This window comes from Lentzea sp. NPDC042327 (assembly GCF_040647275.1).
Lineage (GTDB): Bacteria > Actinomycetota > Actinomycetes > Mycobacteriales > Pseudonocardiaceae > Lentzea.
Window position 1 is genome coordinate 321,611 of the sequence record NZ_JBEZBX010000008.1, and the last position, 25,824, is coordinate 347,434.

The 25,824-nt window shown below is 72.3% G+C and carries 30 protein-coding genes; 13 read left to right on the top strand and 17 right to left on the bottom strand.

All coding sequences use genetic code 11. The annotated features are described in order from the left end of the window. Positions 1 to 174: 174 nt before the first annotated feature. Both AB0A63_RS22590 and AB0A63_RS22595 read left to right on the top strand, forming a co-directional pair. Positions 175 to 759: a DinB family protein gene (locus AB0A63_RS22590; RefSeq protein WP_360394551.1), complete on the top strand. Its 585-nt coding sequence runs from the start codon at positions 175 to 177 to the stop codon at positions 757 to 759. A gap of 181 nt (positions 760 to 940) precedes the next feature. Continuing rightward, entirely contained in the window at positions 941 to 2,599 is a 1,659-nt protein-coding gene (locus AB0A63_RS22595; protein ID WP_360394554.1) for a M14 family metallopeptidase, read from the top strand. 21 nt (positions 2,600 to 2,620) lie between these two features. On the opposite strand, the gene AB0A63_RS22600 is transcribed toward AB0A63_RS22595, so the two are convergent. After that, a complete protein-coding gene (locus AB0A63_RS22600) occupies positions 2,621 to 3,832 on the bottom strand; it encodes an FAD-dependent monooxygenase (RefSeq protein WP_360394556.1) in 1,212 nt (403 codons plus the stop codon). A gap of 90 nt (positions 3,833 to 3,922) precedes the next feature. On the opposite strand from AB0A63_RS22600, the gene AB0A63_RS22605 reads away from it, so the two are divergent. After that, positions 3,923 to 4,462 (top strand): helix-turn-helix domain-containing protein, encoded by a 540-nt coding sequence (locus AB0A63_RS22605; RefSeq protein WP_360394559.1) that lies wholly within the window; start codon positions 3,923 to 3,925, stop codon positions 4,460 to 4,462. 86 nt (positions 4,463 to 4,548) lie between these two features. Here AB0A63_RS22605 and AB0A63_RS22610 read toward each other — a convergent pair whose 3' ends face one another. The 7 genes from AB0A63_RS22610 to AB0A63_RS22640 all read right to left on the bottom strand — a co-directional run bounded on the left by AB0A63_RS22610 (position 4,549) and on the right by AB0A63_RS22640 (position 10,682). Further along, on the bottom strand, positions 4,549 to 5,313 hold the full coding sequence (locus AB0A63_RS22610; protein WP_360394562.1) for an alpha/beta hydrolase: 765 nt from the start codon (positions 5,311 to 5,313) through the stop codon (positions 4,549 to 4,551). A 58-nt stretch (positions 5,314 to 5,371) separates the two neighbouring features. Next, positions 5,372 to 5,830 carry a hypothetical protein gene (locus tag AB0A63_RS22615; RefSeq protein ID WP_360394565.1) on the bottom strand — a complete coding sequence of 153 codons (459 nt, stop codon included), beginning with the start codon at positions 5,828 to 5,830 and terminating at the stop codon, positions 5,372 to 5,374. A 47-nt stretch (positions 5,831 to 5,877) separates the two neighbouring features. Beyond that, complete coding sequence (locus AB0A63_RS22620) at positions 5,878 to 6,429, bottom strand: helix-turn-helix domain-containing protein (protein WP_360394568.1); 552 nt, start codon at positions 6,427 to 6,429, stop codon at positions 5,878 to 5,880. 30 nt (positions 6,430 to 6,459) lie between these two features. After that, on the bottom strand, positions 6,460 to 7,245 hold the full coding sequence (locus tag AB0A63_RS22625; RefSeq protein WP_360394571.1) for a pentapeptide repeat-containing protein: 786 nt from the start codon (positions 7,243 to 7,245) through the stop codon (positions 6,460 to 6,462). Between the two features lie 230 nt (positions 7,246 to 7,475). Next, positions 7,476 to 8,474, bottom strand: a complete 999-nt coding sequence (locus AB0A63_RS22630; RefSeq protein WP_360394574.1) for a hypothetical protein — start codon at positions 8,472 to 8,474, stop codon at positions 7,476 to 7,478. A 372-nt stretch (positions 8,475 to 8,846) separates the two neighbouring features. After that, positions 8,847 to 10,082 (bottom strand): epoxide hydrolase family protein, encoded by a 1,236-nt coding sequence (locus tag AB0A63_RS22635; protein WP_360394577.1) that lies wholly within the window; start codon positions 10,080 to 10,082, stop codon positions 8,847 to 8,849. A 33-nt stretch (positions 10,083 to 10,115) separates the two neighbouring features. Continuing rightward, positions 10,116 to 10,682 carry a WHG domain-containing protein gene (locus tag AB0A63_RS22640; RefSeq protein ID WP_360394580.1) on the bottom strand — a complete coding sequence of 189 codons (567 nt, stop codon included), beginning with the start codon at positions 10,680 to 10,682 and terminating at the stop codon, positions 10,116 to 10,118. Between the two features lie 66 nt (positions 10,683 to 10,748). Here AB0A63_RS22640 and AB0A63_RS22645 point away from each other — a divergent pair, with 66 nt between their 5' ends. Next, positions 10,749 to 11,240: an FBP domain-containing protein gene (locus tag AB0A63_RS22645; protein ID WP_360394583.1), complete on the top strand. Its 492-nt coding sequence runs from the start codon at positions 10,749 to 10,751 to the stop codon at positions 11,238 to 11,240. A gap of 10 nt (positions 11,241 to 11,250) precedes the next feature. Here the strand turns inward: AB0A63_RS22645 and AB0A63_RS22650 are convergent, their stop codons facing one another. Beyond that, the gene (locus AB0A63_RS22650) at positions 11,251 to 11,433 is read right to left on the bottom strand and encodes a hypothetical protein (protein ID WP_360394586.1); all 183 of its coding nucleotides are present in this window, start codon (positions 11,431 to 11,433) and stop codon (positions 11,251 to 11,253) included. Between the two features lie 371 nt (positions 11,434 to 11,804). Here AB0A63_RS22650 and AB0A63_RS22655 point away from each other — a divergent pair, with 371 nt between their 5' ends. Further along, positions 11,805 to 12,356: a sigma-70 family RNA polymerase sigma factor gene (locus AB0A63_RS22655; RefSeq protein ID WP_360394589.1), complete on the top strand. Its 552-nt coding sequence runs from the start codon at positions 11,805 to 11,807 to the stop codon at positions 12,354 to 12,356. Then, the gene (locus AB0A63_RS22660; protein ID WP_360394592.1) at positions 12,353 to 12,769 is read left to right on the top strand and encodes a hypothetical protein; all 417 of its coding nucleotides are present in this window, start codon (positions 12,353 to 12,355) and stop codon (positions 12,767 to 12,769) included. The genes AB0A63_RS22655 and AB0A63_RS22660 overlap by 4 nt, the downstream gene beginning before the upstream one ends. On the opposite strand, the gene AB0A63_RS22665 is transcribed toward AB0A63_RS22660, so the two are convergent. Then, the gene (locus AB0A63_RS22665) at positions 12,766 to 13,539 is read right to left on the bottom strand and encodes a S8/S53 family peptidase (protein ID WP_360394595.1); all 774 of its coding nucleotides are present in this window, start codon (positions 13,537 to 13,539) and stop codon (positions 12,766 to 12,768) included. The genes AB0A63_RS22660 and AB0A63_RS22665 overlap by 4 nt on opposite strands. An 81-nt stretch (positions 13,540 to 13,620) precedes the next feature. On the opposite strand from AB0A63_RS22665, the gene AB0A63_RS22670 reads away from it, so the two are divergent. Continuing rightward, positions 13,621 to 16,140, top strand: a complete 2,520-nt coding sequence (locus tag AB0A63_RS22670) for a CHAT domain-containing protein (protein ID WP_360394598.1) — start codon at positions 13,621 to 13,623, stop codon at positions 16,138 to 16,140. 43 nt (positions 16,141 to 16,183) lie between these two features. On the opposite strand, the gene AB0A63_RS22675 is transcribed toward AB0A63_RS22670, so the two are convergent. After that, positions 16,184 to 16,720: an HAD-IA family hydrolase gene (locus AB0A63_RS22675; protein ID WP_360394601.1), complete on the bottom strand. Its 537-nt coding sequence runs from the start codon at positions 16,718 to 16,720 to the stop codon at positions 16,184 to 16,186. Then, positions 16,717 to 17,454 (bottom strand): DeoR/GlpR family DNA-binding transcription regulator, encoded by a 738-nt coding sequence (locus AB0A63_RS22680; RefSeq protein WP_360394604.1) that lies wholly within the window; start codon positions 17,452 to 17,454, stop codon positions 16,717 to 16,719. The genes AB0A63_RS22675 and AB0A63_RS22680 overlap by 4 nt, the downstream gene beginning before the upstream one ends. A 74-nt stretch (positions 17,455 to 17,528) precedes the next feature. Between AB0A63_RS22680 and AB0A63_RS22685 the strand changes: the two genes are divergently transcribed. The 4 genes from AB0A63_RS22685 to AB0A63_RS22700 all read left to right on the top strand — a co-directional run bounded on the left by AB0A63_RS22685 (position 17,529) and on the right by AB0A63_RS22700 (position 20,405). Further along, on the top strand, positions 17,529 to 18,713 hold the full coding sequence (locus AB0A63_RS22685; protein WP_360394607.1) for an MFS transporter: 1,185 nt from the start codon (positions 17,529 to 17,531) through the stop codon (positions 18,711 to 18,713). Between the two features lie 78 nt (positions 18,714 to 18,791). Continuing rightward, positions 18,792 to 19,478: an RraA family protein gene (locus AB0A63_RS22690; RefSeq protein WP_360394610.1), complete on the top strand. Its 687-nt coding sequence runs from the start codon at positions 18,792 to 18,794 to the stop codon at positions 19,476 to 19,478. Positions 19,479 to 19,587: 109 nt separating this feature from the next. Continuing rightward, positions 19,588 to 19,986, top strand: a complete 399-nt coding sequence (locus AB0A63_RS22695; RefSeq protein WP_360394613.1) for a VOC family protein — start codon at positions 19,588 to 19,590, stop codon at positions 19,984 to 19,986. A gap of 5 nt (positions 19,987 to 19,991) precedes the next feature. Next, entirely contained in the window at positions 19,992 to 20,405 is a 414-nt protein-coding gene (locus AB0A63_RS22700; RefSeq protein WP_360394859.1) for a YciI family protein, read from the top strand. 41 nt (positions 20,406 to 20,446) lie between these two features. On the opposite strand, the gene AB0A63_RS22705 is transcribed toward AB0A63_RS22700, so the two are convergent. From AB0A63_RS22705 to AB0A63_RS22715, 3 genes are all read right to left on the bottom strand, one after another. Further along, the gene (locus tag AB0A63_RS22705; protein WP_360394616.1) at positions 20,447 to 21,199 is read right to left on the bottom strand and encodes an SDR family oxidoreductase; all 753 of its coding nucleotides are present in this window, start codon (positions 21,197 to 21,199) and stop codon (positions 20,447 to 20,449) included. A gap of 78 nt (positions 21,200 to 21,277) precedes the next feature. Then, the gene (locus AB0A63_RS22710) at positions 21,278 to 21,961 is read right to left on the bottom strand and encodes an aspartate/glutamate racemase family protein (RefSeq protein ID WP_360394619.1); all 684 of its coding nucleotides are present in this window, start codon (positions 21,959 to 21,961) and stop codon (positions 21,278 to 21,280) included. Between the two features lie 8 nt (positions 21,962 to 21,969). Continuing rightward, positions 21,970 to 22,524: a TIGR03086 family metal-binding protein gene (locus AB0A63_RS22715; protein WP_360394622.1), complete on the bottom strand. Its 555-nt coding sequence runs from the start codon at positions 22,522 to 22,524 to the stop codon at positions 21,970 to 21,972. Positions 22,525 to 22,589: 65 nt separating this feature from the next. Between AB0A63_RS22715 and AB0A63_RS22720 the strand changes: the two genes are divergently transcribed. Both AB0A63_RS22720 and AB0A63_RS22725 read left to right on the top strand, forming a co-directional pair. After that, positions 22,590 to 23,363 (top strand): helix-turn-helix domain-containing protein, encoded by a 774-nt coding sequence (locus tag AB0A63_RS22720; protein ID WP_360394625.1) that lies wholly within the window; start codon positions 22,590 to 22,592, stop codon positions 23,361 to 23,363. 43 nt (positions 23,364 to 23,406) lie between these two features. After that, the gene (locus AB0A63_RS22725; protein ID WP_360394628.1) at positions 23,407 to 24,348 is read left to right on the top strand and encodes a GNAT family N-acetyltransferase; all 942 of its coding nucleotides are present in this window, start codon (positions 23,407 to 23,409) and stop codon (positions 24,346 to 24,348) included. A gap of 16 nt (positions 24,349 to 24,364) precedes the next feature. On the opposite strand, the gene AB0A63_RS22730 is transcribed toward AB0A63_RS22725, so the two are convergent. After that, complete coding sequence (locus AB0A63_RS22730) at positions 24,365 to 24,568, bottom strand: hypothetical protein (protein WP_360394631.1); 204 nt, start codon at positions 24,566 to 24,568, stop codon at positions 24,365 to 24,367. Then, positions 24,565 to 25,818: an RNA polymerase sigma factor gene (locus tag AB0A63_RS22735; protein ID WP_360394634.1), complete on the bottom strand. Its 1,254-nt coding sequence runs from the start codon at positions 25,816 to 25,818 to the stop codon at positions 24,565 to 24,567. Before AB0A63_RS22735 ends, AB0A63_RS22730 begins: the two co-directional genes overlap by 4 nt. Positions 25,819 to 25,824: the final 6 nt, after the last annotated feature.

The following is a 25,824-nucleotide window of genomic DNA, read 5'->3' on the forward strand; positions in this document are numbered from 1 at the left end:
CCCCTCCCCGCGAACGCGGAATGAAACTTTCCGCAATTGTTCCCAGTGTGTCAGCCGTGAACACAGTCCGCGTGGAGGTTCCCCGGAGCGAGCCCGGCGACCTGCGGCAACGCCTCACCACGCATCAGGCGGACCCGCGGGGGACCGCCTGTCGATCATGGCAGGGTGACGCCCATGTCCCGTGACCCCAAGGCAGACCTGCACCACTACCTCAAAGCAGCCCGCGAGGCCCTGCTGTGGAAGCTCGACGGCCTGTCCGAGTACGACGTGCGCCGCCCGCTCACCCCCACCGGCACCAACCTGCTCGGCCTGGTCAAGCACCTCGCCGGCGTGGAGCAGGAGTACTTCGGCGCCTGCATGGGCCGCCCCTTCGGCGAGACCCTGCCCTGGATCGACAACGGCGACCCGAACGCGGACATGTTCGCCACCGCCGAGGAGTCCCGCGAGTTCGTCCTGTCCCTGCACGCCCGCGCCACCGCGTTCGCCGACAGCTCCATCGAGGAGCTGCCCCTGGACGCACCCGGTGTCGTGCCGTGGTGGCCGCAGGACCGCAGGCACGTCACCCTGCACCTGCTGCTCGTGCACGTGATCGCCGAGACCAACCGCCACTGCGGCCACGCCGACATCGTCCGCGAGACCCTCGACGGCACCGCCGGCCTGCGCGCGGCCGTGCCGAACCTGCCCGACGGCCAGGACTGGCCCGCGCACGTCGCCCGCGTCGAGCAGGCCGCCAGGGAGGCCGCCGCGCGCACCGCCTGACCTCGGACGGGGTGCGCTGCCCGCGGCGCGCGGCGCACCCCGTCGCGGCGAGCACCTCGGTTGACGGTCAGCCCCGTTCCACCAGGTGGCGCCATACGGATGGCGGGATGACAGCGGGGCTTCACACGCACTACACATTGCGGAGCCATGTCCCTGCCGTGGTTCGAAAGGGTTGCCCTGCATGCGAAAAAGCCATCTCAGACCCCTGATCGGGGTCACCGTCGCCGCCTCGGTGTGCTTCGCGATGGGCGGCGTGCCCACCGGCGCGGCCCCCGACCAGGCCGAAACGACGACGAACTACCAGGTCAGCGGGGTGCGCACCGCTGAGCAGCGCACCAAGGTCGCCAAGTCCGGTGCGGCGATCGACTCGGTCGAGGAACACGGCATCGTCGTGGTCACCGCGACCGGTCGTGAGGTCAGGAACCTGCGCGCGCAGGGGTTCGAGGTCACCGAGCTGCCCAAGCGGCTGGAAGCGAGCTCCGCCATCGGGCCGTTCGACTTCCCCGCGGCGGACTCGAACTACCACAACTACGCCGAGATGACGACGGCGATCAACAACGCCGTCGCCGCCTACCCGAACCTGATCAGCAAGCAGGTCATCGGCAAGTCCTACGAGAACCGCGACATCATCGCTCTCAAGATCAGCGACAACGTCACCACCGACGAGAACGAGCCGGAGGTGCTGTTCACGCACCACCAGCACGCCCGTGAGCACCTCACCGTCGAGATGGCGCTGTACCTGGTCACCCAGTTCACCACCCAGTACGCCACCGACGCGCGGATCAAGGGTCTCGTCGACAGCCGCGAGATCTGGATCATCCCGGACGTCAACCCCGACGGCGGCGAGTACGACATCGCGACCGGCACCTACCGGTCGTGGCGCAAGAACCGCCAGCCCAACGCCGGCTCCAGCAACGTCGGCACCGACCTCAACCGCAACTGGGCCTACAAGTGGGGCTGCTGCGGCGGGTCGTCGGGCAGCACCGGCAGTGAGACCTACCGCGGGCCGAGCGCGGAGTCCGCGCCCGAGGTCAAGGTCGTGGCCGACTTCGTGCGCGGCCGCAACGTCGGCGGCAAGCAGCAGATCACCGCGTCCATCGACTTCCACACCTACAGCGAGCTCATCCTGTGGCCGTGGGGCTGGACCTACGACGACATCGCACCGGGCCTGACCCAGGACCAGCGCGACACCTTCGCCACCATCGGCCAGTCGATGGCGCAGAGCAACGGCTACACGCCCGAGCAGTCCAGCGACCTCTACATCACCGACGGGTCCATCCCGGACTGGCTGTGGGGCACGCAGGGCATCTTCGCCTACACCTTCGAGATGTACCCCGGCAGCGCCGGCGGCGGCGGTTTCTACCCGCCCGACGAGGTCATCCCGGCCCAGACCTCCCGCAACAAGGAGGCCGTGCTGCAGCTGCTCGAACGCGCGGACTGCCCGTACGAGGCGATCGGCAAGGAGGCGCAGTACTGCGGTACCACGCCCCCGCCGACCGGCAAGTACTTCGAGAACGCCACGGACTTCCAGATCAAGGACAACGCCACGGTCAACTCCCCGATCGCGGTGTCGGAGGTGGCGGGCAACGCCCCGTCGACCCTCAAGGTCGCCGTCGACATCAAGCACACCTACCAGGGCGACCTGCGCGTCGAGCTGGTCGCACCGGACGGCACCGCCTACGTGCTGCACAACCGCTCCGGCGGCGGCACGGACAACATCAACACCACCTACACCGTCAACGCCTCCAGCGAGGTCGCCAACGGCACCTGGCAGCTGCGGGTGAACGACAACGCCGCCCAGGACACCGGGTTCCTCGACAAGTGGAGCCTGCAGTTCTGACCGGCTGACCGAAGCGGTCCCTCAGTGCGCCGGCAGCACACCGGCGCCCTGAGAGCCGTAGTCGCGCACGACCATCGAGTCGTGCAGCCGCACGCCCTTCGAGTTGAGCTTGGCCAGCGGCCGCACCAGCCACACCGGCAGCGACGTCGCCACCTGCATGCCGCGCACCAGCCCCGTGACCCCCAGCCGCGACCGCGGGATCAGCGTCCTGGCCATGCCGAGCGCGAACTCCCGGCTCGCGTGCACCACGCCGCGCATCTCCCGCTCGTAGCGGGCGAACCCCGCCACGTGGTCGCCGTCGGCGAGCTCCCCGGCCAGCACGTACGCGCCCAGCACCGCCAGGCTCGTGCTCCCGCCGACCGCGGGCCCGGGGCAGTGGGCGGCGTCACCGACCAGCCCCACCCGCCCGCGTGACCACGTGTCCTCGCGCAGCTGGGTGATCGAGTCGAAGTAGAACGCCCCCTCGCCGTCCAGGTGCCCCAGCCACGAGTCGACCTCCGGGTGCAGGCCCGTGAACGCCTCCCGCAGCAGCTGCTTCTGCCGCGCCACGTCGCGGTGGTGGTAGTCGAGCTCGCGCTCGCGGCGGAACAGGAACACCGCCCGCGCGTCGCCCAGGTGCCGCGCCCCGTACAGCGCCGCACTGCGCCCCGGCCCGATGTGCCCGGTCATCGCCCCCGGCACGCCCAGCTCCCGCGGCACCGACAACACCGCCAGGTACGCGCCGGTGAACCGCTTCGCCACCTCGCCGAACACCAGCCGCCGCACGTTCGAGTGCAGCCCGTCCGCGCCGATCACCAGGTCGAACCGCCGCGGTGCCCCGGCCTCGAACGTCACGTCCCCCTCGGTGATCGAGGTGATCGAGTCGCCGAAGACGTACTCGACGTCGGCGCGCGTGGCGTCGTAGTAGACCTCGCTGAGGTCGTCGCGCATGACCTCGACGTGCCGGTCCGACGCCGCCGCGAACAGCTTCGTCGCGTCCCCGCTGATCGGCCGGCGCGTGCCCTCGCGCAGGAACGTCAGCCGCTCGGTGCCGGTCTTCATCGACTCGATGCGCTCCAGCACGCCCATGCGCTCGGAGATCTCCATCGCCGGGGCGAACAGGTCGACCGCGTGCCCGCCGGTCTTGCGCAGCACCGGTGACCGTTCCACCACCGTCACCTCGTGCCCGTACCGCGTGAGCCAGTACGCCAGCACCGGACCCGCGATGCTCGCCCCCGAAACCAGAACTCGCACGTCACACCCCCTTACTTAACGGTCGGTAAGTGATCTGGTGTGAGGCTAGCACCGCCGCTTACCTACCGTTAAGCAAGTTATGCTGCGCCCGTGGCCCGACCGTCCGACACCAAGCAGCGCATCCTCACGACCGCCCGCGAGCTCTTCGCGGCCAAGGGCGTGCAGCAGACCAGCCTGCAGGAGATCGCCGACCGCCTCGGCATCACCAAACCGGCGCTGTACTACCACTTCTCCTCACGCGAGGAGCTGATCCGCAGCATCGTCGAACCGCTGCTCAACGACGGCCAGAGCTTCCTGGAACAGATGGAACGCCGCGCCGACGTCGCACCGCGCGAGCTGCTGGAAGGGTTCTTCGACTTCCACCACCGCTACCGCGCCGACATGCTGTTCCTGCTCACCGAGATGACCACGCTCGCCGAGCTCGGCCTCATCGACGTCGTGCTGTCGTGGCGCGCCCGCCTGAGCAGGCTCATCTTCGGCGACCACCCGACGCTGGAACAGGAGGCCCGCGCCGTGCTCGCGTTCGGCGGCATGCAGGACTGCACCATGCAGTTCCCCGACGCCCCGGTGGACGAGCTGCGCGCCGCCACCGTCGCCGCCGCGTGGGACGCGCTGGGCCTGCCCGACTGAGCACCCGGCCGTTGCTGCCCAGGCGTCTGCAAGTACCACCAACACATGATCAAATCGCCGCTGACTACCAGCAGCTGGCAACCTGCTCAGACGAGCAGCCGCTGCTGCGCCACGGCGCGCGCGAAGCCGTCCACGTTGTCGATCATGATGTTGTGCCCGGTGCCGGGCACCGCGACCAGCTGCACCCCGGCCTGCGTCAGCTCCCGCGCACCGGCCGGTGGGCTGTCGGCCGGGTGCAGCAGGACGCAGGGGATCTCCAGCTCCAGCAACAGCCTGCGCATCGTCGGGTGCGTGCCGCGCACCAGTCCGGCCGCGCTGCGGTACAGCGCCTCGCGCCCGGCCAGCCGCATCGTCGCCGCCCACTCGGGACCGGCGTCGGCGAGCACCTGCTCGTAGCCGTGCGAGAGGAACTCGGCCTCGTCGTAGGCGGCGATGCCGCGGCTGCCCAGCGCGCCGAGGTACGGCTCGAGCGGGTCGAGGTTGGGGTCGACGAGCACGAGGGAACGCACCATCTCCGGGTGCCGCGCGGCCAGCACGACCGCCACCGCGCCACCCATGCTGTGCCCGACGATCTCACTGCGCCGCAGGCCGATCTTCGCCAGCGCCACGGCGAGCGCGTCGGCGTGGCCCTCCAGCGAGTAGGCGAACCCGGCAGGGCGGTCGCTGATGCCGAAGCCCAGCAGGTCGAGCATCAGGCTGCGGCGGCCGGCCAGCAGCGGGTGCGCGACGGCCTCCGCGTAGTAGGGCGCGGAGGACGCGCCGAGACCGTGCAGGTAGACGCGAGCGGGTGAGGCGCCGGGAACCTCGACCCACCGGATGTTGACCCCAGGTCTGATCTCGACGGCGCGCATGGCTGGACATTACCCTGCCGCACAGCGGTCTCAGACCGCTTTCGACAGCAGCCCCGTGTTAGTCGACCAGGCCCGCCGACAGCACCGCGAGCACCAGCGACACCGCCGTGAACACCAGCGTGTAGCCGAAGGCGATGCCCGCGTGCAGCCATCGTGAGCGCGCTCCCTCGCACAGCGACAGCTGCCAGTACCCGGCGCCCAGACCGAACACCAACCACGGCAGGACCAGGAGCGCCGGCGCCGGTTCGCCGAGCACACCGGTCACCGCGAACGGCGTCAGGACGGTGACCGCGCCCGTGCCCAGGGCCAGCGGCCACGGCCGGTCCACCGGCTCCCCGGACAACCGCCCCGCACCCACCGCCACGACCGCCGCCAGCACGACGGCGGCGATCAGCACCCCCAGCAGCCACACGTCACCGGCCGGAGCGGACCGCGCGACGGGCACGAGCACCACCGCGAGCGCGACGACGACGGCGGTGGGCAGCACCGGCAACACCCAGGCGTGGCGGAGGGTCACGCCTGTGATGGTCGCGCACCACCCCCGCGCCTGTCGCCGCGTTCGTGTTATTCCACCCCGAGCTCCCGGTCGATCGCCCCCGACACCAGCTCCCGCGCCCGCGCCACGCTGACCGAGCCGCTGTGCCACCGTTCACAGAGCCCCTCCACCAGCGCGGTGAGCCGCTCCGCCGCCGCATCCGCGTCCTCGCCACCGGCCGCGCGGACCAGCTCGGCCACGTCGGCGTTCCACGCGCCGGTCGTGCGCTCCAGCGGCTCGCGCAGCTCCTCGCAGAACACCGCGCTGGCCCGCAGCTCACCCCACGCGACGCTGTTCTCCCGCACCTCATCGACGTCCTGCAGCTCGGCCAGCAGCAGCTCCCGCAACGCCTCACGCGGGTCCCGCGCGGTCGTGCCGGTGTACTCGGCGGCGCGGTGGTTCACGTGCTCCAGCGCCGCGCGCAGGATGCCGGCCCGGTCCTTGAAGTGGTAGTAGATCAACGCCGTCGACACCCCGGCCTCGGCGGCGAGCTTGTCCACCCGCAGCCCGCGCACCCCGTCCTGCGCGATCACCCTGACCGCCGCGTCGAGCAGCTGGGCCCTGCGCTGCGACACGCTCACCTCGGTTCCTGTTGCGTCGTGCGGTGGCGACTACCGCCGTCTCCGCGGCTCCGCCCAGTGAGCAGGCCGGGTGAGCACCGCGGGAAGCTTCGTCCCGGCGTTGCCGCGCGCGGCGTTGACCTGCATCTGCGTCAGGAACAGGCTCGTGCTCAGGTCCGCACCCGACACGTCCGCGCCCCGCAGGTCCGCCCCGATCAGGTCGGCACCGCGCAGGTCGGCACCCGTGAGGTCCGCGCCGATCAGGTAGGCGCCACGCAGGTCCGCGTCGACCAGCTTCTTGTTGCGCAGCCGGGCCCCGATCAGGTCCGCGCCGCGGTAGGACTTCGCACTCGACCGCAGCCGTTCGCTCGTGCGCAGCAGCAGGACGTCGACCTTCGCGCGGATCTCGGCGACGTCCAGCGCGAGAACGGTGTCCGGATCAGCCGAGGCGCAGCCCTCGACCTCCGCGTACGCCGCGGTGAGGTCGTCGTGCGGGTCGCGCCGCTGGGCTTCGGCGAGGTACCAGAGCAGTTCGTGCAGCTGCCGCACGACGGGGAAGACGTCGAACATCTTCTGCCGCTCGGCGGTGCGCCAGTCGACACCTCCGAACACCGTCTGCGACACCCGCTGACCCGCACCGAAGCAGTCGTACACGGTGCAGCCGGCGTAGCCGGACGTGCGCAGCTTCGCGTGGATTCCGCAACGGTGATCGGCCAGCAGGTTGCGGCACGGCGTGCCCGCGTCCTTGGTGGCCGCGAAGTCCGCCGACCTCGCGAACGGCAGCGCCACGCAGCACAACCCGAAACAGGCGGCGCAGTCCGCCTTGAGCTCGTCCATCGCGGTCAGGATACGGGCCAGATCAATGCCATCACTCGCGACGGTCACCATGCGGCCAGAACACTGGGACGCGAGGGGACCGTGCACACCGAGGCGCACCACCGCGAGGCCGCCGGCACCGGTGCCCGCGTGGGGCGGGATGGGCGCGGTGCTGCGGCAACGCAGTGACCTGCCGGGCGCCCACGAGTGGTTCCGGCACGGCGCCGAGCTGGGCGACGAGTACTCCGTTCTCAGCTCGGCGCGCGCAGGCTTCGCAGTTCGGCCATCACCTCGTCCAGCTGGCGCTCGGCTCGTTCCGCACGCGCCAGCGTTTGCGCCCGTGCGTCCTCCACCGCCGCCAACGCCTGCCGCACCGCCGCCACCTGCTCGCCGCTCTCCCGCCGGACCTGCGCGAGCCGTTCGTCGACCTCGTCCCGCATCCGTTGCACCTCGGCGCGCGCGTCGGCCGCCGTCTGCTCGGCACGTTCCGCGCGCACCACGGCCTGATCGCGTGCCATCGCCGCCTTGCCCACGGTGTCCGCGGCGGCCTGGCGTGCCTGCTCGACCTGCGCCACAGCTTCCGACCGGATCTGCTCGACCTGCGCCGCGGCCTCCGACCGGGCCTGGTCAGCGGCTGCCTGCGCCTGCTCGGCCGCCGCCTGAGCCTGCTCCACCCGGGCCTGGGCTTCGGCGCGGGCTTGTTCGATCTCCTTCGCCGCCTGCCGCCGTGCCTGCTCGGCGTGCTTCACCGCGTCTGTCCTCGCCTGCTCCACGGCCTCACCCGCGAGCCTCACCTTCTCCTCGGCCTCGGCCCTGATCTCCTCGACCACGGCCGCCGCCTGCACCCTGACCTCGGCGACCTCCGCCTCGGCCCGCTCCTTCGCGGCCTGCGCCTGCTCACGCGCCTCGTCCCGCTCGGTGAACGCCCGGTCCGCGGCCTCGCCGGCTTCCTCCGCGGACCGCACCGCCTGCTCGGTGACCACCTCGGCCGCCTTGCGTGCCTGCTCAGCGTCGTGCCGGCGCCGTTCCGCGGCCGCGAGGTCGGCCTGCGCCTCCGCGACCCGGCGAGCCGCCTCGGCCTCCGCCGCCTGGATCTGGCTCTCAGCGACGCTCGGGTCCGCCATCGCGTTGAGCTCACCGACCGCCCGCCCCAGCGTCTGCGTCATCTGCTCGGACAGCACCCGGAAGCGGTCGAGGAGCTCTTCAGCCCTGATCTTGGCGGTACCGGAGACCCTAGGCAGATTCGTCACGGTGACGACCTCCAGGTTTTGCTCCGCCCCTTTCTCGGCCGCCTCTTGGAGCCGTTGCCGTTCCCGCCATGCCCGCCAGCGCGTGTGCTCGGGCAGGTCGCAGTACTCCGAGGGCCTACCGGGGCCGCTACCTCGGAAAACGGGGCGTTCGCAGCCCGGGAAGTTACAGCTCGTTTCCACGGGCAATATCGTAGCAGAATTACGTGTGTAGTTACGTTATGCGACGCAATGCAAACCAAATAAGCGTCTAGAACCTGACCGCCGATAAGTGAACATTATCGGCGCTCAGTATCCGGGGAGACTGCCAACGAAACCGGTCCCCCGGCAGCCTCGAAACGCCCTGCGAAAACTGTGAACCGCCTACAAACTTCCCTAAGGGCGGCGATCCCGGAACGTGGCCCGCAGATCGCTCACCCACGCCTGCGGGTTCTCCCACGGGATGAAGTGCCCGCCACGCTCGTGGGCGTTGACGTTCACGTGGTTGAACCACGCCGCCTGCGGACCGCCGAGGAACGCCGCGACCCGCTCCTCGGCGGTGTGGATGCCCGGCGGGTTCTCGTAGGTGACGAACGTGAGCCCGACCGGGGCCTCCACGACCGGGGTGCGGGAGTGCGAGGGCTGCCACGGGTACCGGTTGGCGTTGGCGTAGTAGCGCATCGAGGTGGCGATGGAGTTCGTGGCCCAGTAGATCGTCGCGTGCGTCAGCAGGTCGTCCCTGATGAACACGGACTCGACATCGCCGCCGTTGTCGCTCCACGCGGTCCACCGCTGCAGCAGCCACGCGAGCAGCCCGGCCGGCGAGTCGCTCAGCCCGTGCGCCAGCGTCGCGCCGTCGAGCATGTGCACGGCCAGGTGCGTCGCCCAGCGGCGGTCCATCTCGATGATGCGGTCGCGGACGTCGGCGGGCTGGTCGTCGGTCAGCGGGCGGTTGCGGGCGAAGTCCCAGGCGCGCGGGCCGGTGAAGAAGTCGAGCGGCAGGCCGGAGCCGATGTGGATGCCGTGCAGCGAGCCGGCGTACTTGTGGCCGAGCTGGCTGGAGACGATCCCGCCGATGTCGCACCCGCCGGCGGCGTACCGGTCATGTCCGAGGACGTCGGTCATCAGCGCGTGCCACAGGTCGGCGACCTTCCAGAAGTTGACGTCCGGGAACCCGGTGAGCGGACCGGGGAACCCGAACCCGGGCAGCGAGGGCACGATGACCTCGAACGCGTCGGCCGGGTCACCGCCGTGCGCGGCCGGGTCGGCGAGCGGGCCGATGACCTTCGACCAGTGCCAGAACGTCCACGGCCAGCCGTGGGTGAGGATCAGCGGGATCGGCGCCGGGCCGCGTCCGGGTGCGCGCAGGAAGTGCACCGGGACATCGGCGACGGTCACCTCGTAGTGTTCGTGGGCGTTGATGGCGGCTTCGGCCGTGCGCCAGTCGTAGCCGTCGCGCCAGTACGCGACCAGCTCGCCGAGGTAGCCGGCCGGGACGCCGTAGGACCAGTCGTCGTTGCCCTCGTCCAGCGGCGCGCGGGTCCGCGCGAGGCGGGCGCGCAGGTCGTCGAGGACCTCGTCGGGCACGTGGATCGGGGTCGGGTGCAGCGGGAAGGCCTGCCCAGTGGTCATGACCTTCGTTCTACCCGCCGGTGCCGGCCGGGTTCAGGCGGGCCAGGCGCGCAGCAGCGAGTCGAGCGCGTCCACGGCGCGGGTCCACGACGCCTCGACCCCGCGCGGGTGGCTGTGGAAGGCGCCCGCCTGCTCCAGCGACACGTACCCGTGCAACGTGCTGTGCAGCAGCCGCACGGCGTCGGTCTGGTCGGGTTCCCACAGGTCGTAGCCGCGCAGCAACGCCCGTGTCAGCTCGGTGTGCCGCTCGGCCGCGCCGGTGGCCGCCGTGTCCGGGTCCAGCGCGATCCGCGTGGCCGCGTACCGGCCGGGGTGCTGTTTGGCGTAGCCGCGGTAGGCGTCGGCGAACGCGCGCAGCGCCTGCTTGCCGGAGCGGCCGGCCAGTTCGGCGGCGACGCGGTCGGCGAGTTCGGCCAGCGACTGGACGGCGACGCGGGTGCGCAGGTCGTGGGCGTTGCGGATGTGCGAGTACAGCGAGGCGTCCTTCACGCCGAAGTGGCGGGCGAGCGCGGACACCGTCACGTTGTCGAAGCCGACCTGGTCGGCCAGCTCCGCCGCCGCCTGCGTGAGGCGGTCGGCGGTGATCCCCGCGCGTGCCATGCACCACCCTTCCTAGGGCTCTTAATCATTTGCCTAGTACCTCTAGGTAAACCTACCGTCGAGGTCATGAAGCCGCTGACCGAACACGACATCCGCGCGTCCTTCGTCAATTCCACCAAGGGCGAGGCCAAGCGCATGCACGTGCCCCGCGATCTCGCCGACCGCCCGTGGGACGACCTGGACTTCCTCGGCTGGCGCGACCCGGCGGCACCCGACCGCTCCTACGTCGTCACCGAGCTCGGCGACCGGTTCGCGGGCGTGGCGCTGCGGCGGGCCGCCCAGTCCGGGCTGCCGCGCAAGTCGATGTGCTCGTGGTGCCTGACCACGCACTCCGGTGACGGCGTGTCGCTGATGACCGCGCGCAAGGCCGGCAAGGCGGGACAGCTGGGCAACTCGGTCGGCGTCTACCTGTGTGCGGACCTGGACTGCTCGCTGTACCTGCGGGGACGCAAGGACGCCGGGTTCGGCGGGCGGATCCACGAGTCACTGGCGCTGGAGGACAAGGTCGACCGGCTGCTGGGGAACGTGGCGGCGTTCTTCGCGCGCGTCAGCTCCTAGGGACCGCCGTCTACAGCTCCAGCACGAGCTCGGCGGTGCACGCGCGGGCGCACGGCCACGGGTCGCCGCACTCGGTGCAGCCGGAGGTCGCGGGCAGGTGCGCCTCGAGCACGCTGACCGCCCGGTCGCGGTAGCGCTCCAGGTCCGACTCCCAGCCGTGGCGGGAGGACGCGGTCGCACTCGTCATCGTCATCAGTCCTCAGGGTTGTGCTGTAGGACACAGGATGCACCCGCGGGAGCGGTTGTGGGTGCGCAACGGGCGAACAGGTCCCGTTCCGGCAGGAAAGCGCACAGCACGTTCGCGCGGCGGGCCGGGCGGGACGTGACTCCCAGCCACGCCCCGCCCGCCCCCAGCCCGCACCACCGGCCCCCCGGTCGATGGCTGCCGACGCCCCCGACGAACGCCGGCACCACCGTTGTATCGGTCCGGGATTTTTCACGTTCGGGCATCGGCGGCTAATCAACGGGAAAACGTTCCACCGACCGGGGGACCCGCACCGCCCGCACGGCGAACCCGGTGCGCGGAAGGCGAATCTGGGCGGGTGCGGGCGGCATCATGTGGGCATGGACATACCGGCGGCGCTGGCCGCGGCCGCGCGTGGTGACCAGACGGCGTGGGACGCCCTGGTCAGGCAGTTCAGCGGGCTGCTGTGGTCGGTCGCCCGCGCCCACCGGCTCAGCGACGCCGACGCCGCCGACGCCGTGCAGTGCACCTGGATCAAGCTGGTGGAGCACCTCGACCGCATCGCGGAGCCTGAGCGGCTGGCGGGGTGGCTCGCCACCACGGCGCGGCACGAGTGCCTGCAGCTGATCCGGCGGTCGGGGCGGTTGCCGGAGCCGGCCGAGATCGACGACTCCGCCGACCCCGCGCCGCCGGTGGACCACGCGCTGCTCGTCGGTGAACGGGACGCGGCGCTGTGGCGGGTGTTCGAGGGGCTGCCGGACCGGTGCCGGCGGCTGTTGCGCGTGCTCATGGCGTCACCGCCGCCCGCGTACGCCGAGGTCGCGGCCGCGTTGGACATGCCGGTGGGCAGCATCGGGCCGATCCGGCAGCGGTGCCTGAACCGGCTCAGGGCGCTCGTCAGCGGCGAGCCGGTGCTGGAGGAGCGGTCATGAGCGAGGACGACGACTTCCTGGCCGAGCTGCGGGCGGCGGCGGACCGTTTCGACCCGGTGCCGGCCGGGGTGCTGCGCGACGCGAGCGCGGCACTGGCGCTGCGGGCGCTCGACGAGGAGCTGGCGGTGCTCGTGGAGAACGAGGCGGCGCTGGTGCGCGGTGACGACGGGCCGTTGCTGCTGGCGTTCGAGTCCGAGCGGGTGACGCTGAACCTGGAGATCAGCGGCGACACCGTGCGCGGGCTCGTCACCGGCGCGGTGGGCGAGGTGGTGGTGGAGACACCGCGGTCACGGCGTTCCACCCCGGTCGTCGACGGCTGGTTCACGGTCACGGACGTGCCGTCCGGGCTGGTCAGGGTGCGGGTGACCGCCACGGACGGCACCGTCGTGGTGACCCAGTGGGCGCGCTTCTAGAGCAGGACCCGCACGTCGAACGGGCCGTTGACGCCCCACGCGTGCCGGGTCTCGCACCGGCCGAGCAGCACGTCCCGCGCGGCCGTGGCGGTCAGGCCGCTCTCCATCAGCGCCCCGATCCGCCCGGTCACCGCGGCGGCCGCGAACGAGGTGCCCGACCACGTCGCGAACCCCTTCTCGAACGGGCCGTGCACGTCCTCACCGCGGGTGAAGACCGTGATCCACCGGCCGCAGGCGCTGAACTCGGCGATCTCCCCGCTCGCCGTGGTCGCGCCGACCGAGAGGACGCCCGCGTCGGCGGCCGGGTAGTTGCGCAGCGGTGAGGCGTTGTTGGGCACCGCTGCGACGACCACGACGTCACCGGCCAGTGCGTCGAGCGCGGCCCGCAGACCCTCGGGGGTGCCCTGTTCGGAGAGGCTGCCGCCGAACGACAGGTTGATCAGCTTGATGTCGGGCCGGTTCAGGTTCTCCAGCGCGGCCACGACCTGGGTGTCGTCGTCGGGTCCCTCGACCAGGGCGCGGCGCAGGACGACCGTGGCGGTCTTCGCGTGGTCGAGGACCACCCCGGCGACGAACGTGCCGTGCCCGGAGCCCGCCGCCTCGACGTGGTCGTCGTCGACCTCGACGTGACCGTCGAGCCACGGGTGCGGTGCGTAGCCGGTGTCGACCACGCCGATCTTCAGTGCGGCGTCCGCCGCCGGCAGCGGCACCCTGGTGATGGTGCTGACCGCCTGGGCGAGGCCGTAGGCGTGCGGGTCTCTGCCGCCCATGGTGTCCACTCCCCTCCTGCGTCCGGATGAGCATGTCCGAAGCTTGATGCCGCGGCAACGGATAGCTGATACACACCGCCTATGACGCTCGTCCGTGCGGAGCAGGCGAAGGACCTCGCCTACACCTCACCGGCGCGTGCCCGCCGCCTGGCCGAGTCCGTACGCGGCAGGACGGACGCGGAGACCGAGTCGGTGGCGCTGCACGCCCTGGGCATGGCGGCCTCGGCGGTGGGGCGGCTCGACGAGGCCGAACGGCACCTGCGCGCGGCCGTGTCGGTCGCGACGGCGGCGGGGCTGGTGGTGCGGGCCGCGCAGGCGCGGGGGTCGCTGGGGTACGTGCTGACGCTGACCGGGCGCACGGCGGAGGCGTTGCGGGCGCTGGCCGACGTGCCCGAGCAGGTCGACGGGGTGACCGCGGCGCGGCTGCTGATGCAGCGGGCGCTGGTGCTCACCGAGATCGGCCGGTTCGCCGAGGCCGCCGACGGGTTCGCCGCGGCGCTGGCCGCCAACCCAGGTGACCCGCTGCTGGAGGCGACGATCCGCAACAACCGGGGCCTGCTGCGCGCGCACCGGCGGGACTGGCGGGGTGCGGCGGAGGACCTCGACCTCGCCGAGTCGCTGTACGTCGCCGCCGGTCACACCGGGCGGACCGCGATGGTGTTCCACAACCGCGGGGTGGCGTTCGAGGCACGCGGCGACGTGCCGGCGGCGCTGGCCGCGTTCGACGAGGCGGCGGCCCGGTACGCGGCGGCCGGGCGGGACCCCGGGCTGCTGCCGATCGAGCGGGCCGAGGCGTTGCTGTCGGTGCGGCTGGTCGCGGAGGCCCGGTCGGCGGCCGCGGCGGCGGTGGCGGCGTTCACCCGGCAGCGCAACTTCGTGGACGTGGTGCAGGCACGGCTGGTGCTGGCGCGGGTGGAGCTGGTGGCGGGGGACCCGGTTGCGGCACTGGCCTCGGCGGTGTCGGCCGGGCGGTCGGCGCGGCGGCAGGGGCGGCCCGCGTGGGCGGCGTTCGCCGGGTACCTGGCGTTGCGGGCGCGGTGGGAGCGGGGGTCGGCGTCGCTGCGGTCCGCGCGCCGGGTCGTCGAGGCGCTGGCCGGTGAGGGCTGGGTGGTCGCGGCGCTCGACGCGCGGCTGATCGTGGCGCGGCTGGCCCTGCAGGCACCGCGGCACCGGGCGGTGGCGCGCGCGGAGCTGACCGCCGTCGCCGCGGCCGCCCGCACCGGTCCGGCGGAGCTGCGCGCACGGGCCTGGCACGCGACGGCCCTGCTGCGGCTCGCCGACGGTGACGTGAAGGGTGCCGAGGCGGCGCTGCGGTCCGGGGTCGACGTGCTGGCGGCGTTCCGCAACGGTCTGGGCGCGATGGAGCTGCGGGCGCACGCGTCCGGGCTGGCGGGCGAGCTGGTCGCCACCGGCACGCGGCTGGCCCTGGCCGGCGGCCGTCCCGCCGCGGTGTTCGGGTGGGCGGAGCGGTGGCGGGCGGGGGCGTTGCGCGTGCGCCCGGTGCGGCCGCCCGACGACGACCGGCTGGCCGACGACCTCGCGGAGCTGCGGCAGGTCATGGCCGCCGGAGACCTGCGCCGGCAGGCCGAGCTGGAGCAGGCGATCGGGGCACGGGCCCGGCACGCGACCGGCATCCGTGCCGCCGACCCACCGCCGTCGCGCACCCGGCTCAGCACGGCGCTGGGCGATCACGTGCTGGTCGAGTACGTCGAGTCCGACGGGCGGCTGCACGCGGTCGTCCTCGATCGCGGCAGGGTCCGGTTGCTCGACGCGGGCCCGGCCGAGGCCGCCGCACGGGAGGTGCAGGCGCTGCGGTTCGGCATCAACCACCTCGCGCACCGCATCGGCTCCGACCGCACCCGCAAGGCCATCGAGGAACGCCTCGGCCAGGCCGCCGACCGCCTCGACCGGCTCCTGCCCGCGACGAGGAAACCGCTGGTCATCGTGCCGACCGGTGCGTTGCACGCACTTCCGTGGCCCGCGCTGCCCAGCTGCCGGGGCCGGGCGGTGACCGTCGCGCCGTCCGCGGCGCTGTGGCTCAGGGCCGCGGAGTCCGACCACGTCACCGGGCGCACGGTGCTGGCCGCCGGACCGGGCCTGCGCCACGCCGTGGCCGAGGTCGAAGCCCTGAAGCGCCGCTACCCGCACGCCGAGCGGTTCACCGGCAGGAGGGCGACCACGGCGAACCTGCTGCACGCCCTCGACGGCGCCGAGCTCGCGCACATCGCCGCGCACGGCCGGTTCCGCGCGGACAACCCGCTGTTCTCGACGCTCACCCTCGCCGACGGTCCGCTCACCGTCTACGACCTCGAAGGACTGCACCGGCCGCCGCGGCAGGTGATCCTGTCCGCGTGCGAGGCGGGCAACTCGGGCATCCGTCCGGGTGATGAGCTGCTCGGCCTCGCCGCGGCACTGCTGGCGCTGGGCACCAGGACCCTCATCGCCTCGGCGGTGTCGGTGCCCGACGACACCAGCAAGGCGTTGATGCTGCGCTACCACCGGGAGCTGGCGGCCGGCCGTGCCCCGGCGGAGGCGTTGGCGAAGGCGCAGCGCACCTGGACCGAGGCGGTGTTCCAGTGCTACGGCACGTCTCTGCCCTGACAAAACGGTCCGACGGGTGCGGTGCGCTCAGGTCTCCGTGCGATCACGCGTGGAGAACCGCCCGCAGCCCGTCGATGCCCGTGAAGTGGTGCCCGCGCATCCCGGCCCGCCGCGCCGCCTCGACGTTCTCCAGCTGGTCGTCCACGAACAGGATCTCGTCGTCGCCGAGGCGTTCCCGGCACCACTCGAACGCCTCGATCGACGGTTTCGCGTGTCCGATGCGGCAGGAGAACGCCCGCAGCTCGAACAGGTCGAGCCACGGGTAGCGGCGTTCGAAGTCGCGGGCGTGGTCCTCGGGGATGTTCGACAGCAACGCGATGCGCCTGCCCGCGGCGTGCAGTGCGCCGAGCAGGGCGACCATCTCGTCGTCGACCTCGGTCCAGCTCGCCACGTCCTGCTCGACCATCGGCGGGTACCCGACGCGCCGCCAGTACTCGGCGGCGGTCACGTCGCCGCGGTCGTAGGCGGGGCGGTGCGCCCAGTAGGCCTGCCAGAACGCCGGGTCGGTGCTCATGGTGTCCATCACCGCCCGGGACTGGTCGCGGGCGATCACCCCGAACATGTCGAACAGCACGATCACGCCGTCACCACCGCCACGCCCGCTGCCGTCAACCCGTCGTCGCCGTCCGCATCGGTCACCACGGCGTCCAGGGCGGACACCGGTGCCACGAACGCCAGCGCGGTGCGCGTCAGCTTCGAGGCGTCGGCCGCGGCGATCACGCGCCGGGCCGACGAGATCGCCGCGCGCTTGACCGCGGCGTCGTCCAGGTCGAACGCGGTCAGGCCCTGCTCGGCGGAGAGGCCGCAGCAGCCGATGACCGCCGTGTCGAAGCGCAGCGACTGCAGCGACTGCAGGGTCAGCGGTCCGGTCAGCGCCAGCTCCCCCGCGCGCGGTGTGCCGCCGGGGATCAGCAACGTCAGCGACGGGCCGCCCACCAGCGCGTTCACCGCGTGCAGCGACAGCGGCATCACGGTCAGACGGCGCGCATGCAGCACGTGGGCGACCTCCACGCACGTGGTGCCGCTGTCGAGCACGACCGACTCGCCGTCGGAGAGCAGGCCCGCGACGACCCTGGCGATGCGGCGCTTGGCGTCCAGCGCCTCCTCCGAACGCAGTGCGTACGGTGGTTCAGACCCGCGCAGCAGCAGGCTGCGCGCACCACCGCGGTAGCGCTCCAGCACGCCTTGCGCGGCGAGCACCTCCAGGTCGCGGCGGATCGTCATCTCGGACGCGCCGGTCAGCGACGCGAGCTCCGCCACACCGAGGGAGCCGGCGTCGCGCACGGCCTCGGTGATCTGCCTCAGTCGGGACACACTCGCGATTGAACACCAGCTGTGTTCGAAGTTCAAACTTTCAAACACGCGGATTGTTCGTTAGCGTGAAGCATGTGAACGCTCTCAGGGCCGCGCGGGTGGCCACCTTCACGTACTTCGCACTCAACGGCTTCCTGCTCGGCATGTGGATCGTGCACATCCCCACGGTCGAGCGCCGGGTCGGCATCGACCACGCGGAGCTCGGCCGGTTGCTGCTGGTCCTCGGGCTCGGCGCGTTCATCGGCATGCGGGCCGGCGGCTGGCTGACCGACCGGTTCGGCGCGCGCACCGTCACCCCGCTCGCGGGCGTGCTGTGCAGCGCGGCCGTCGTGCTGCCGGGACTCTCCACCGGTGAGCTGGCGCTCGCCGCGGCGTTGCTGGCGTTCGGGTTCGGCAACGGCGTGCTGGACATGGCTATGAACGGGCACGCGGTCGTCGTCGAACGCGAGTACGCGCGCCCGGTGATGTCGGCCTTCCACGCGACCTGGTCGCTGGGCGGTGTCGCCGCCTCCCTGGTCGGCGCGCGCACGCTGAGCTGGGAGCTCTCGCCGGCCACGACGCTCGCGGTGGTCGCCGTCGTCGGCGTGGTGGTCAGCCTCGTCACGGCACCGGCGTTGTCGCACGGCGCGACGACCATCCCGCACGAAGGCGACGAGGACCAGCCCAGGACGAAGAAGAAGGTGCCGCTGCGGATCTGGGTCATGGCGGGGCTCGCGTTCATGGTGATGCTCAGCGAGGGCGTCGCCAACGACTGGAGCGTGCTGCACCTGCAGGACGTCCTGGGCGCCGAACCGCAGATCGCCGCGCTCGCCTACGGCGCCTTCGCGACCACCATGACCGTCGGGCGGCTGCTGGCGGACCGGGTCACCGCGAAGATCGGGCCGATGGCGGTGCTGCGCTGGGGTGCGGTGATCGCGGCGGCCGGGTTGCTGCTGGCGGCGTTCGCACCGTGGACCGGCCTGGCGATCGCGGGCTGGGCGGTGGCCGGCGCCGGGTTGTCCGGCACGGTGCCGCAGCTGTTCAGCGCGGCCGGGCACAGCGACCCGAGCTCCGCGGCGGTGAACATGTCGCGGGTGGCGGGCCTGGGCTACATCGGCGTGCTCGCCGGGCCCGCGGTGATCGGCTGGCTCACGCACCTGATGCCGCTCAACGTCGCGTTCGTGCTGCCGGTGCTGTTCTGCGTGGTCACGGCGTTCGCGGCCGGTGTGCTCAGGCCCGCGGCCACCGAGGTCGAACGCACCGCCGACCCCGTGCACTGACGGAACGGGCGCGGCACGCCGGAAAGGCCTCGATCTTTCCGGCGTGCCGCAGCGCTCGCAGGTGATTCACTGTCCCGCATGGATCTCCCCGAACTGGACCTCGCCGCGCTGGACCTGACCACCGCGCACCTGGCCGACGCCTGCATCCGCACCGGCGTCCCGGTCCGCACCGCCACCCTCGCCCCGGTCGTCCCCGGCAGCAGGGTCGCCGGCCGCGTCCTGCCCGCCCGCCACGCCGGCAGCGTGGACGTCTTCCTCGAAGCCGTCGAGCGCAGCGCACCCGGTGACGTGCTCGTCGTCGACAACGACGGCCGCACCGACGAGGCGTGCATCGGCGACATGGTCGTGCTGGAGGCCCAGGCCGCGCAGCTGCGCGGCCTGGTGGTCTGGGGCCTGCACCGCGACACCTCGGACATCCGCGCGATCGGGCTGCCGGTGTTCAGCCTCGGCGCGAACCCGACGGGGCCGCTGAGCCTGCGCGACCGGGCACCGGAGGCGCTGTCGACCGCCCAGGTCGACCAGTGGACCGTTACCAGCGGCGATGTCGTGTTCGGCGACGACGACGGCGTGCTGTTCGTGCCCGCCGACCAGGTCGAGACCGTGATCGCCAAGGCGCGGGGCATCCGCGACGTCGAACGGGCGCAGGCGCAGCGCGTGCGGCAGGGTGAGTCCCTGCGCAGCCAGCTGCGGTTCGACGAGTACCTCGCGAGCGGGCTCACGTTCCGCGAGCACCTGCGCGAGATCGGCGGCGCAGTCGAGGAGTGAGGACCGCGATCGCGCAGCTCCGGTATGCGGGTCGCGACCCCGTGTCGAAAAGGTCCTGAGCCCTTCGACGGACCGGTGACAACGCCAGCCGCGGAGAGGAAGCGCAGAGATGGACTGGACCCTCGAGGTCGTCGTCGTACCGGTGTCGGACCTGGACCGGGCGAAGCACTTCTACGCAGAACAGCTCGGGTTCGTCGTCGACCACGACACGACGTTCGACGAGAACACGCGCATCATGCAGCTCACGCCACCCGGCTCCGGCTGCTCGGTGGTGATCGGCAAGGGGATCGTGAAGGGCGAGCCCGGCACGCTCAAGGGCGTCCAGCTCGTGGTCTCCGACCTGGAGAAGGCTCGCGCGCAGCTCGTCGAGCGCGGGGTCGAGGTCAGCGAGATCGTGCGGATGAACGAGAAGGACGGCGGGTCGTTCGTGTTCTTCGACGACCCGGACGGCAACAGCTGGGCCGTGCAGGAGATCAGGGCCCGCGCGACCGGTGGGGAGTGGAAGTGAAGTACATGCTGGTCAGCTACGGCGGCGCCCAGGAGGACTGGGAGGGGCTCGCCGCGTGGACCGACGAGGACATGCACCGGATGATCGGGTACATGCGCGACCTGGACGCCGAGCTGCGCGCCACCGGTGAGCTGCTGCAGTCCGAGGGGCTCAGCGGGCCCGCGCGGGCGTTCGTGGTGCGCGGCGGCGAGGACGGCGTGCCGAACGTGGTCGACGGGCCGTTCGCCGAGTCCAAGGAGGTCATCGCCGGCTACTGGGTGGTCGACGTGGACAGCCGCGAGCGGCTGCTGGAGATCTGCCAGAAGGCCTCGGCGTGCCCCGGCCCCGGCGGGAAGGTCCTGAACCAGCCGATCGAGGTGCACCCGATCATGGGCGCCCCCGACGTCGACCAGGACACCCTGGCGCCCTACAAGCAGTGACCGGGACGGGGTCGGACCGCTCAGGCCCGACCCCACCGGGATCAGCCGTGCGGGTAGCCGCTGACGTAGAGGACCTGGCCGGTCACGAAGTCGGCGTCCTCGGCGGCGAAGAACAGCACCGCACGCGCGATGTCGTGCGGTGTGCCGATCCGCCCGACCGGGATCGACCTGCGCACCACTTCGAGGTGTTCGTCCACGGTGCGCCCGGCCCGCGCGGCGCTGACCTCCGTCATGCCGGTCCGCACGGTGCCGGGACCGACGGCGTTGACGGTGATGCCGTGCGGTGCGAGGTCGAGCGCGGCACCGCGGGTGAGCCCCTCGACACCGGCCTTCGCGGCGACGTAGTTGATCCGCTCGCCCTGCACGATCGCGGAGATGCTGGAGATGGTGACGATCCGCCCCCACCCGGCGTCCCGCATCGCCGGCGCGGTGGCCTTGAGCATCAGGAACGCGCCGCGCAGCACCGTGCCCTGCACCGCGTCCCAGTCCTCCAGGGGCATGTCCAGCGGGTGGTTGTCCCGCGCGAACCCGGCGTTGTTGACCAGGATCTCCACCGGCCCGAACGCCGCGACGACCTCGGCCACCGCCGCGTCCACCGAGGCCGGGTCGCTGACGTCGCACTCCACCGCGACCGCCTGCCCACCCGCCTCGGCGATCCGGCCGGCGACCGCGCGGGCGCCCTCGACGTCGCGGTCCACCACGGCGACCCGGTGACCCAGCTCGGCCAGCTCCTGCGCGATACCGGCGCCGATTCCCGATCCAGCGCCGGTGACCAGCGCGACACGTGACTGCATGTGGTCAACCTGCGCGAGGCCGGTCCCGTCCGCAACCGGGTTTCACGGCCGGTGCGGCTTCACCAGATGAGCAACGGCTCAGGCCAGCGCGCGTGCGACGGCGGCTTCGACGTGCAGCCGGGTCGTGGGGAACACCGGCAGCGGCACATCGTGCTGGCTGATCAGCAGCTCGATCTCGGTGCAGCCGAGGATCACGCCCTGCGCGCCCTCGAACCGGCCGATCACGTCCTGGTAGGCGCGCCGCGACTCGTCCTTCACCACACCCAGGCACAGCTCGTCGTAGATGATCCGGTGCACGGTCGCGCGGTCCTGCGGGCTGGGCAGCAGCACCGTGAGGCCGTGCTGCTCCAGGCGTTCGCGGTAGAACGGCTGGTCCATGGTGAACCCGGTGCCGAGCAGCCCGACGGTGGTGAGCCCGGCTTGCGTGATGGCGGTGGCGGTGGTGTCGCCGAGGTGGACCACCGGGATGTCGACGGCGGCCTGGACCTCGTCGAACACCTTGTGCATGGTGTTGGTGCAGATGAGCAGGAAGTCCGCGCCGCCGGCCTGCACGAGCCGCGCGGCGTCGGCCAGTGCCTTCGCCGCGTCGTCCCACCTGGCCTCGACCTGCATGCGTTCGATCTCGGCGAAGTCGACGGAGTGCAGCACGACCTTGGCCGAGTGCAGGCCGCCCAGCCGTTCGCGCACGACGGTGTTGGCGAGCCGGTAGTACTCCGCGCTGCTCTCCCAGCTCATGCCGCCGAGCATCCCGATGGTCAACATGCCGTCAGTCAAGCACTCCAGCGCGCGTCGCGTCCGGTCTTGGCCAGCAGCCGTTCGAACGCGGTGGCGTCGGCGGGTGGTTCGGTGGGGGCCTGGAAGACGTTCCACTCCAGGGCGGTGGGGCCCATCTGCTCGACGAGGCCCTCGACGGCGGTGAGCACCTCGGGGTCGGGTTCGAACCGCTGACCGGTGGCCTGTGCGAGGTCGGAGGCGTGGATGGTGAGGTCGAGCAGCGCGAGCCCGCCGACCACGGAGGCGGGCAGGTTCATGTTGCCGGCGATGCCCTCGTCCGCGCCGGGCTGTCCCCAGGCCTCGACGAGCCGGGCGGTCTCGGCCGGGTACTGCGCGCGCCAGTCCGGGTAGTGCGGTGTGGTGCTGAAGTCGGCGTCCTGCTTGACGGCGAGCTTCTGGAACTCGACGACGACGTGCAGCAGGTGGTCGAGCAACGCGCGCACGTCGTAGTCGGCGCACGGGGTCGGCTTGGTCAGGTCGTCGTCGCTGATGGTCGCGATGACGGGCAACGCGTCGTCGCGGGCCCGGTCGAGCAGAACGCTGAGCTTCATGGTGAGGACGGTAGGACGCGGCGTGGGGACGTTCTTGAAGAAACGCGCCACATAGGATTCCCGGCGTGCAGGGGCCGCGCCGGGACACACGGGGGATCGTCGACGCACGGGAGCTTTTCGCCCGTGTCCGGTTCCGCCGCCGCCTGCCCGCGCCCGAGCTGCGGCCGTACCTGGAGCACTACTGGCTCATCGACGGCGAGCTGGACACGCCCTACACCTCGCACGTCGTGCCGCACCCGTCGGTGAACGTCGTGTTCGAGCACGGCCACGAGCACCCGGAGATCGCCGGGGTCGGGCTGGGGTTGTTCAGCCGGGAGCTGCGCGGGCGGGTGCGGGTCGCCGGGGTCCAGTTCCGGCCGGGCGGGTTCCGGCCGTTCCGCGCGGAGCCGGTGTCGCGGTGGACCGGGCGGCACGTGCGGCTGACCGACGTGCCCGCGGCGCTCGTGCTGGCCGTGGAGGGCGAGGATGATCGGGTGGCGGCGCTGGACGCGTTCCTGCTGGGCCTCGGACCGGTCGCCGACCCGCAGGCGGCGCTCGCGGTGGAGCTGGTGCAGCGCATCCGCGAGGACCGGGAGATCCGCCGGGTCGCTGACTTCGCCCGTGCCGAGGGCGTGGCGGTGCGGACGTTGCAGCGGCTGTTCGCCGACTACGTGGGGGTCAGCCCGAAGTGGGTGATCCTGCGCTACCGCATCCACGAGGCTCTGGAACGGGCGGAGACCGACGTCGAGTGGGCCGGGCTCGCCGCCGACCTCGGCTACAGCGACCAGGCGCACCTGGTCCGCGACTTCACCCAGACCGTCGGCGTCTCCCCCACCGCCTACGCCAGGGCGCTGACCTGAAAACGGTTCGACGCCGCCGCCGGCCCCTGCCACAGTGCCCGCTGTGACGACCGAACCCCTCACCGCCGAGGACGTGCGCCTGATGCAGGGCCTGGCCCAGCGGGTCACCGCGGTCCGCCCGGAGCTGGTCAACAGCGACGCCTCCTACGGTGAGCTCGCGTGGAACTGGGGCAAGGACCACGCCACCGAGGGCCACGCCTGGGTGCGCCGGCTCTGGTTCGCGGGCGACGACCTGGTGGCCTGGGGGTGGGCGCAGCTGCCGCGCCGGGTGGTCCGCCGTGACGGTTCGGTCAGGGACGTCACCGGCGCCTACCTCGCCCACCAGGTGCACCCCGGCCACCCGGCGCTGCTGGACGAGGTGGTCGACTGGTTCGACGGCGTCGCACCGGGTGTCGACCGCACGGTGCTGCCCAACGCCGACGACGAGGCCGCCCTCGCGCGGTGGACGGCGCACGGCTACGAGGTCGACCGGGACTCGCTCGGCGGCTGGACCCAGCTCAACGAACGCGACCTCACCGACATCGCGCAACCCGTGCTGCCGGCCGGTTTCCGGTTCCGCACCGCCGACGAGGCCGGACCGGAGGCGGTGGTGCGGGCGCACGTCGACGCCTGGGCCGGCTCGACGTACTCGCCGCGGTCCTACGAGGGTGTCCGGCAGACGGCCGCTTACCGCGGTGACCTGCACGTCCTGGTCGAGGCGCCGGACGGGACGATGGCGTGCTCGGCGATCATGTGGCTCGACGAGGTCAACCGGACCGCCGAGTTCGAACCGGTCGGCACCCACCCGGAGCACCGCAGGCGCGGCCTGGCCAGCGCGGTGTTGCTGCACGGCATGCGGCTCGCGCGGGCGGCAGGGGCGGTGCACGTGACGGTCGCGTGCCTGGGCGCGGACGAGCACCCGTCGGCACGGGAGCTGTACTACGGCGTCGGGTTCCGGCTGCTGTCGCGCGACCTGCCGCTGATCAAGCGGGCGGACAGCGCCTGATCGGCCACACCACGGCTCACCTCGCCAGTGCGCGTCCGATCGCGGCCACCGCCGTCGTGATGTCGCCCGGTGTCGTCGCCGCGTACCCCAGCACCAGCCCCGGCGCGTGCTCGGTCTGGCAGTGCCACGACAGCGGCTGCACCTTCACCCCGCCGGCGAGCACCCGCGCCCGGTTCTTCGCGGTGTCGTTCACCGCGCTGGGGGTGACGCTCGCGCTCACGTGAGGCAGGCGGCGGCGCGGTCGAGCAGCAGGGTGCGCTCGCGTTCGTTGCGGGTCAGGCCCGCCGCCTTCTCGAACTCCGCCCGTGCCTCGTCGGTGCGGCCGAGCTTGAGCAGGAAGTCGCCGCGCACGCTGGGCAGCAGGTGGTAGCCCTGCAACGCCTTCGCGCCCGCGATCTCGTCGACGAGCGCGAGCCCGGCGGCCGGTCCGTAGGCCATGGACAGCGCCACCGCCCGGTTGAGCTCGACCACCGGCGAGGGCGAGAGCCGTGCGAGCACCTCGTAGAGCGCGGCGATGCGCCGCCAGTCGGTGTCCTCGGGCCTGCGGGCGCGGGCGTGGCAGGCCGCGAGCGCCGCCTGCACGTAGTAGGGGCCGGGCGGCTGGTTGAGCGCCTCGGCCCGTTCCAGCGCCGCGAGGCCGCGGCCGACGAGCAGCCAGTCCCACCGGGCGCGGTCCTGCTCCAGCAGCAGGACCGGCGTGCCGTCGGGGGCGGTGCGGGCCTGGGAACGGGAGGCCTGGATCTCCATCAGCGCCACCAGCCCGTGGACCTCGGCCTCCTTCGGCGCGAGCTCGGCGAGCACCCGGCCCAGCCGCAGCGCCTCCGCGCACAGCTCCGGCCGCATCCAGTGGTCGCCCCGCGTGGCGGAGTAGCCCTCGTTGAAGATCAGGTAGATGACCTCGAGGACGCTGGCCAGGCGGGCGGCGAGCTCCGGTCCCTCCGGCACCTCGAACGGCACCCCGGCCTCGGCCAGCGCCTTCTTCGCGCGCACGATCCGCTGCGCCACCGCGGTGTCGCTGACCAGGAACGCCCGCGCGATCTCCTCGGTCTTGAGGCCGCCGAGCATCTTGAGCGTCAGCGCGACCCGCGCCTCGGTGCCCAGCACGGGGTGGCAGGCGGTGAACATGAGGCTGAGCAGGTCGTCGCCGATCTCGTCCTCGACGCCCTCACTGGCGTCCGGTGAGGACTCCCGGACGCCGCGGCCGATCTCCTCGACCTTGCGGTTGAAGTTCTCGCGGCGGCGGATCTGGTCGACGGCCCGGCGCTTGGCCGTGGTCGTCAGCCACGCGCCGGGGTTGTTCGGCACTCCCTCGACCGGCCACTGCTCCAACGCCGCGACCAGCGCGTCCTGTGCCATCTCTTCGGCCAGGCCGACGTCGCGCACGTACCTGGCGAGCGCGGCGATGACCTTCGCCGACTCCATCCGCCAGACCGCGTCGATCGTCCGGTGCACCGAGGTCGTAGCCCCCATGGGGGC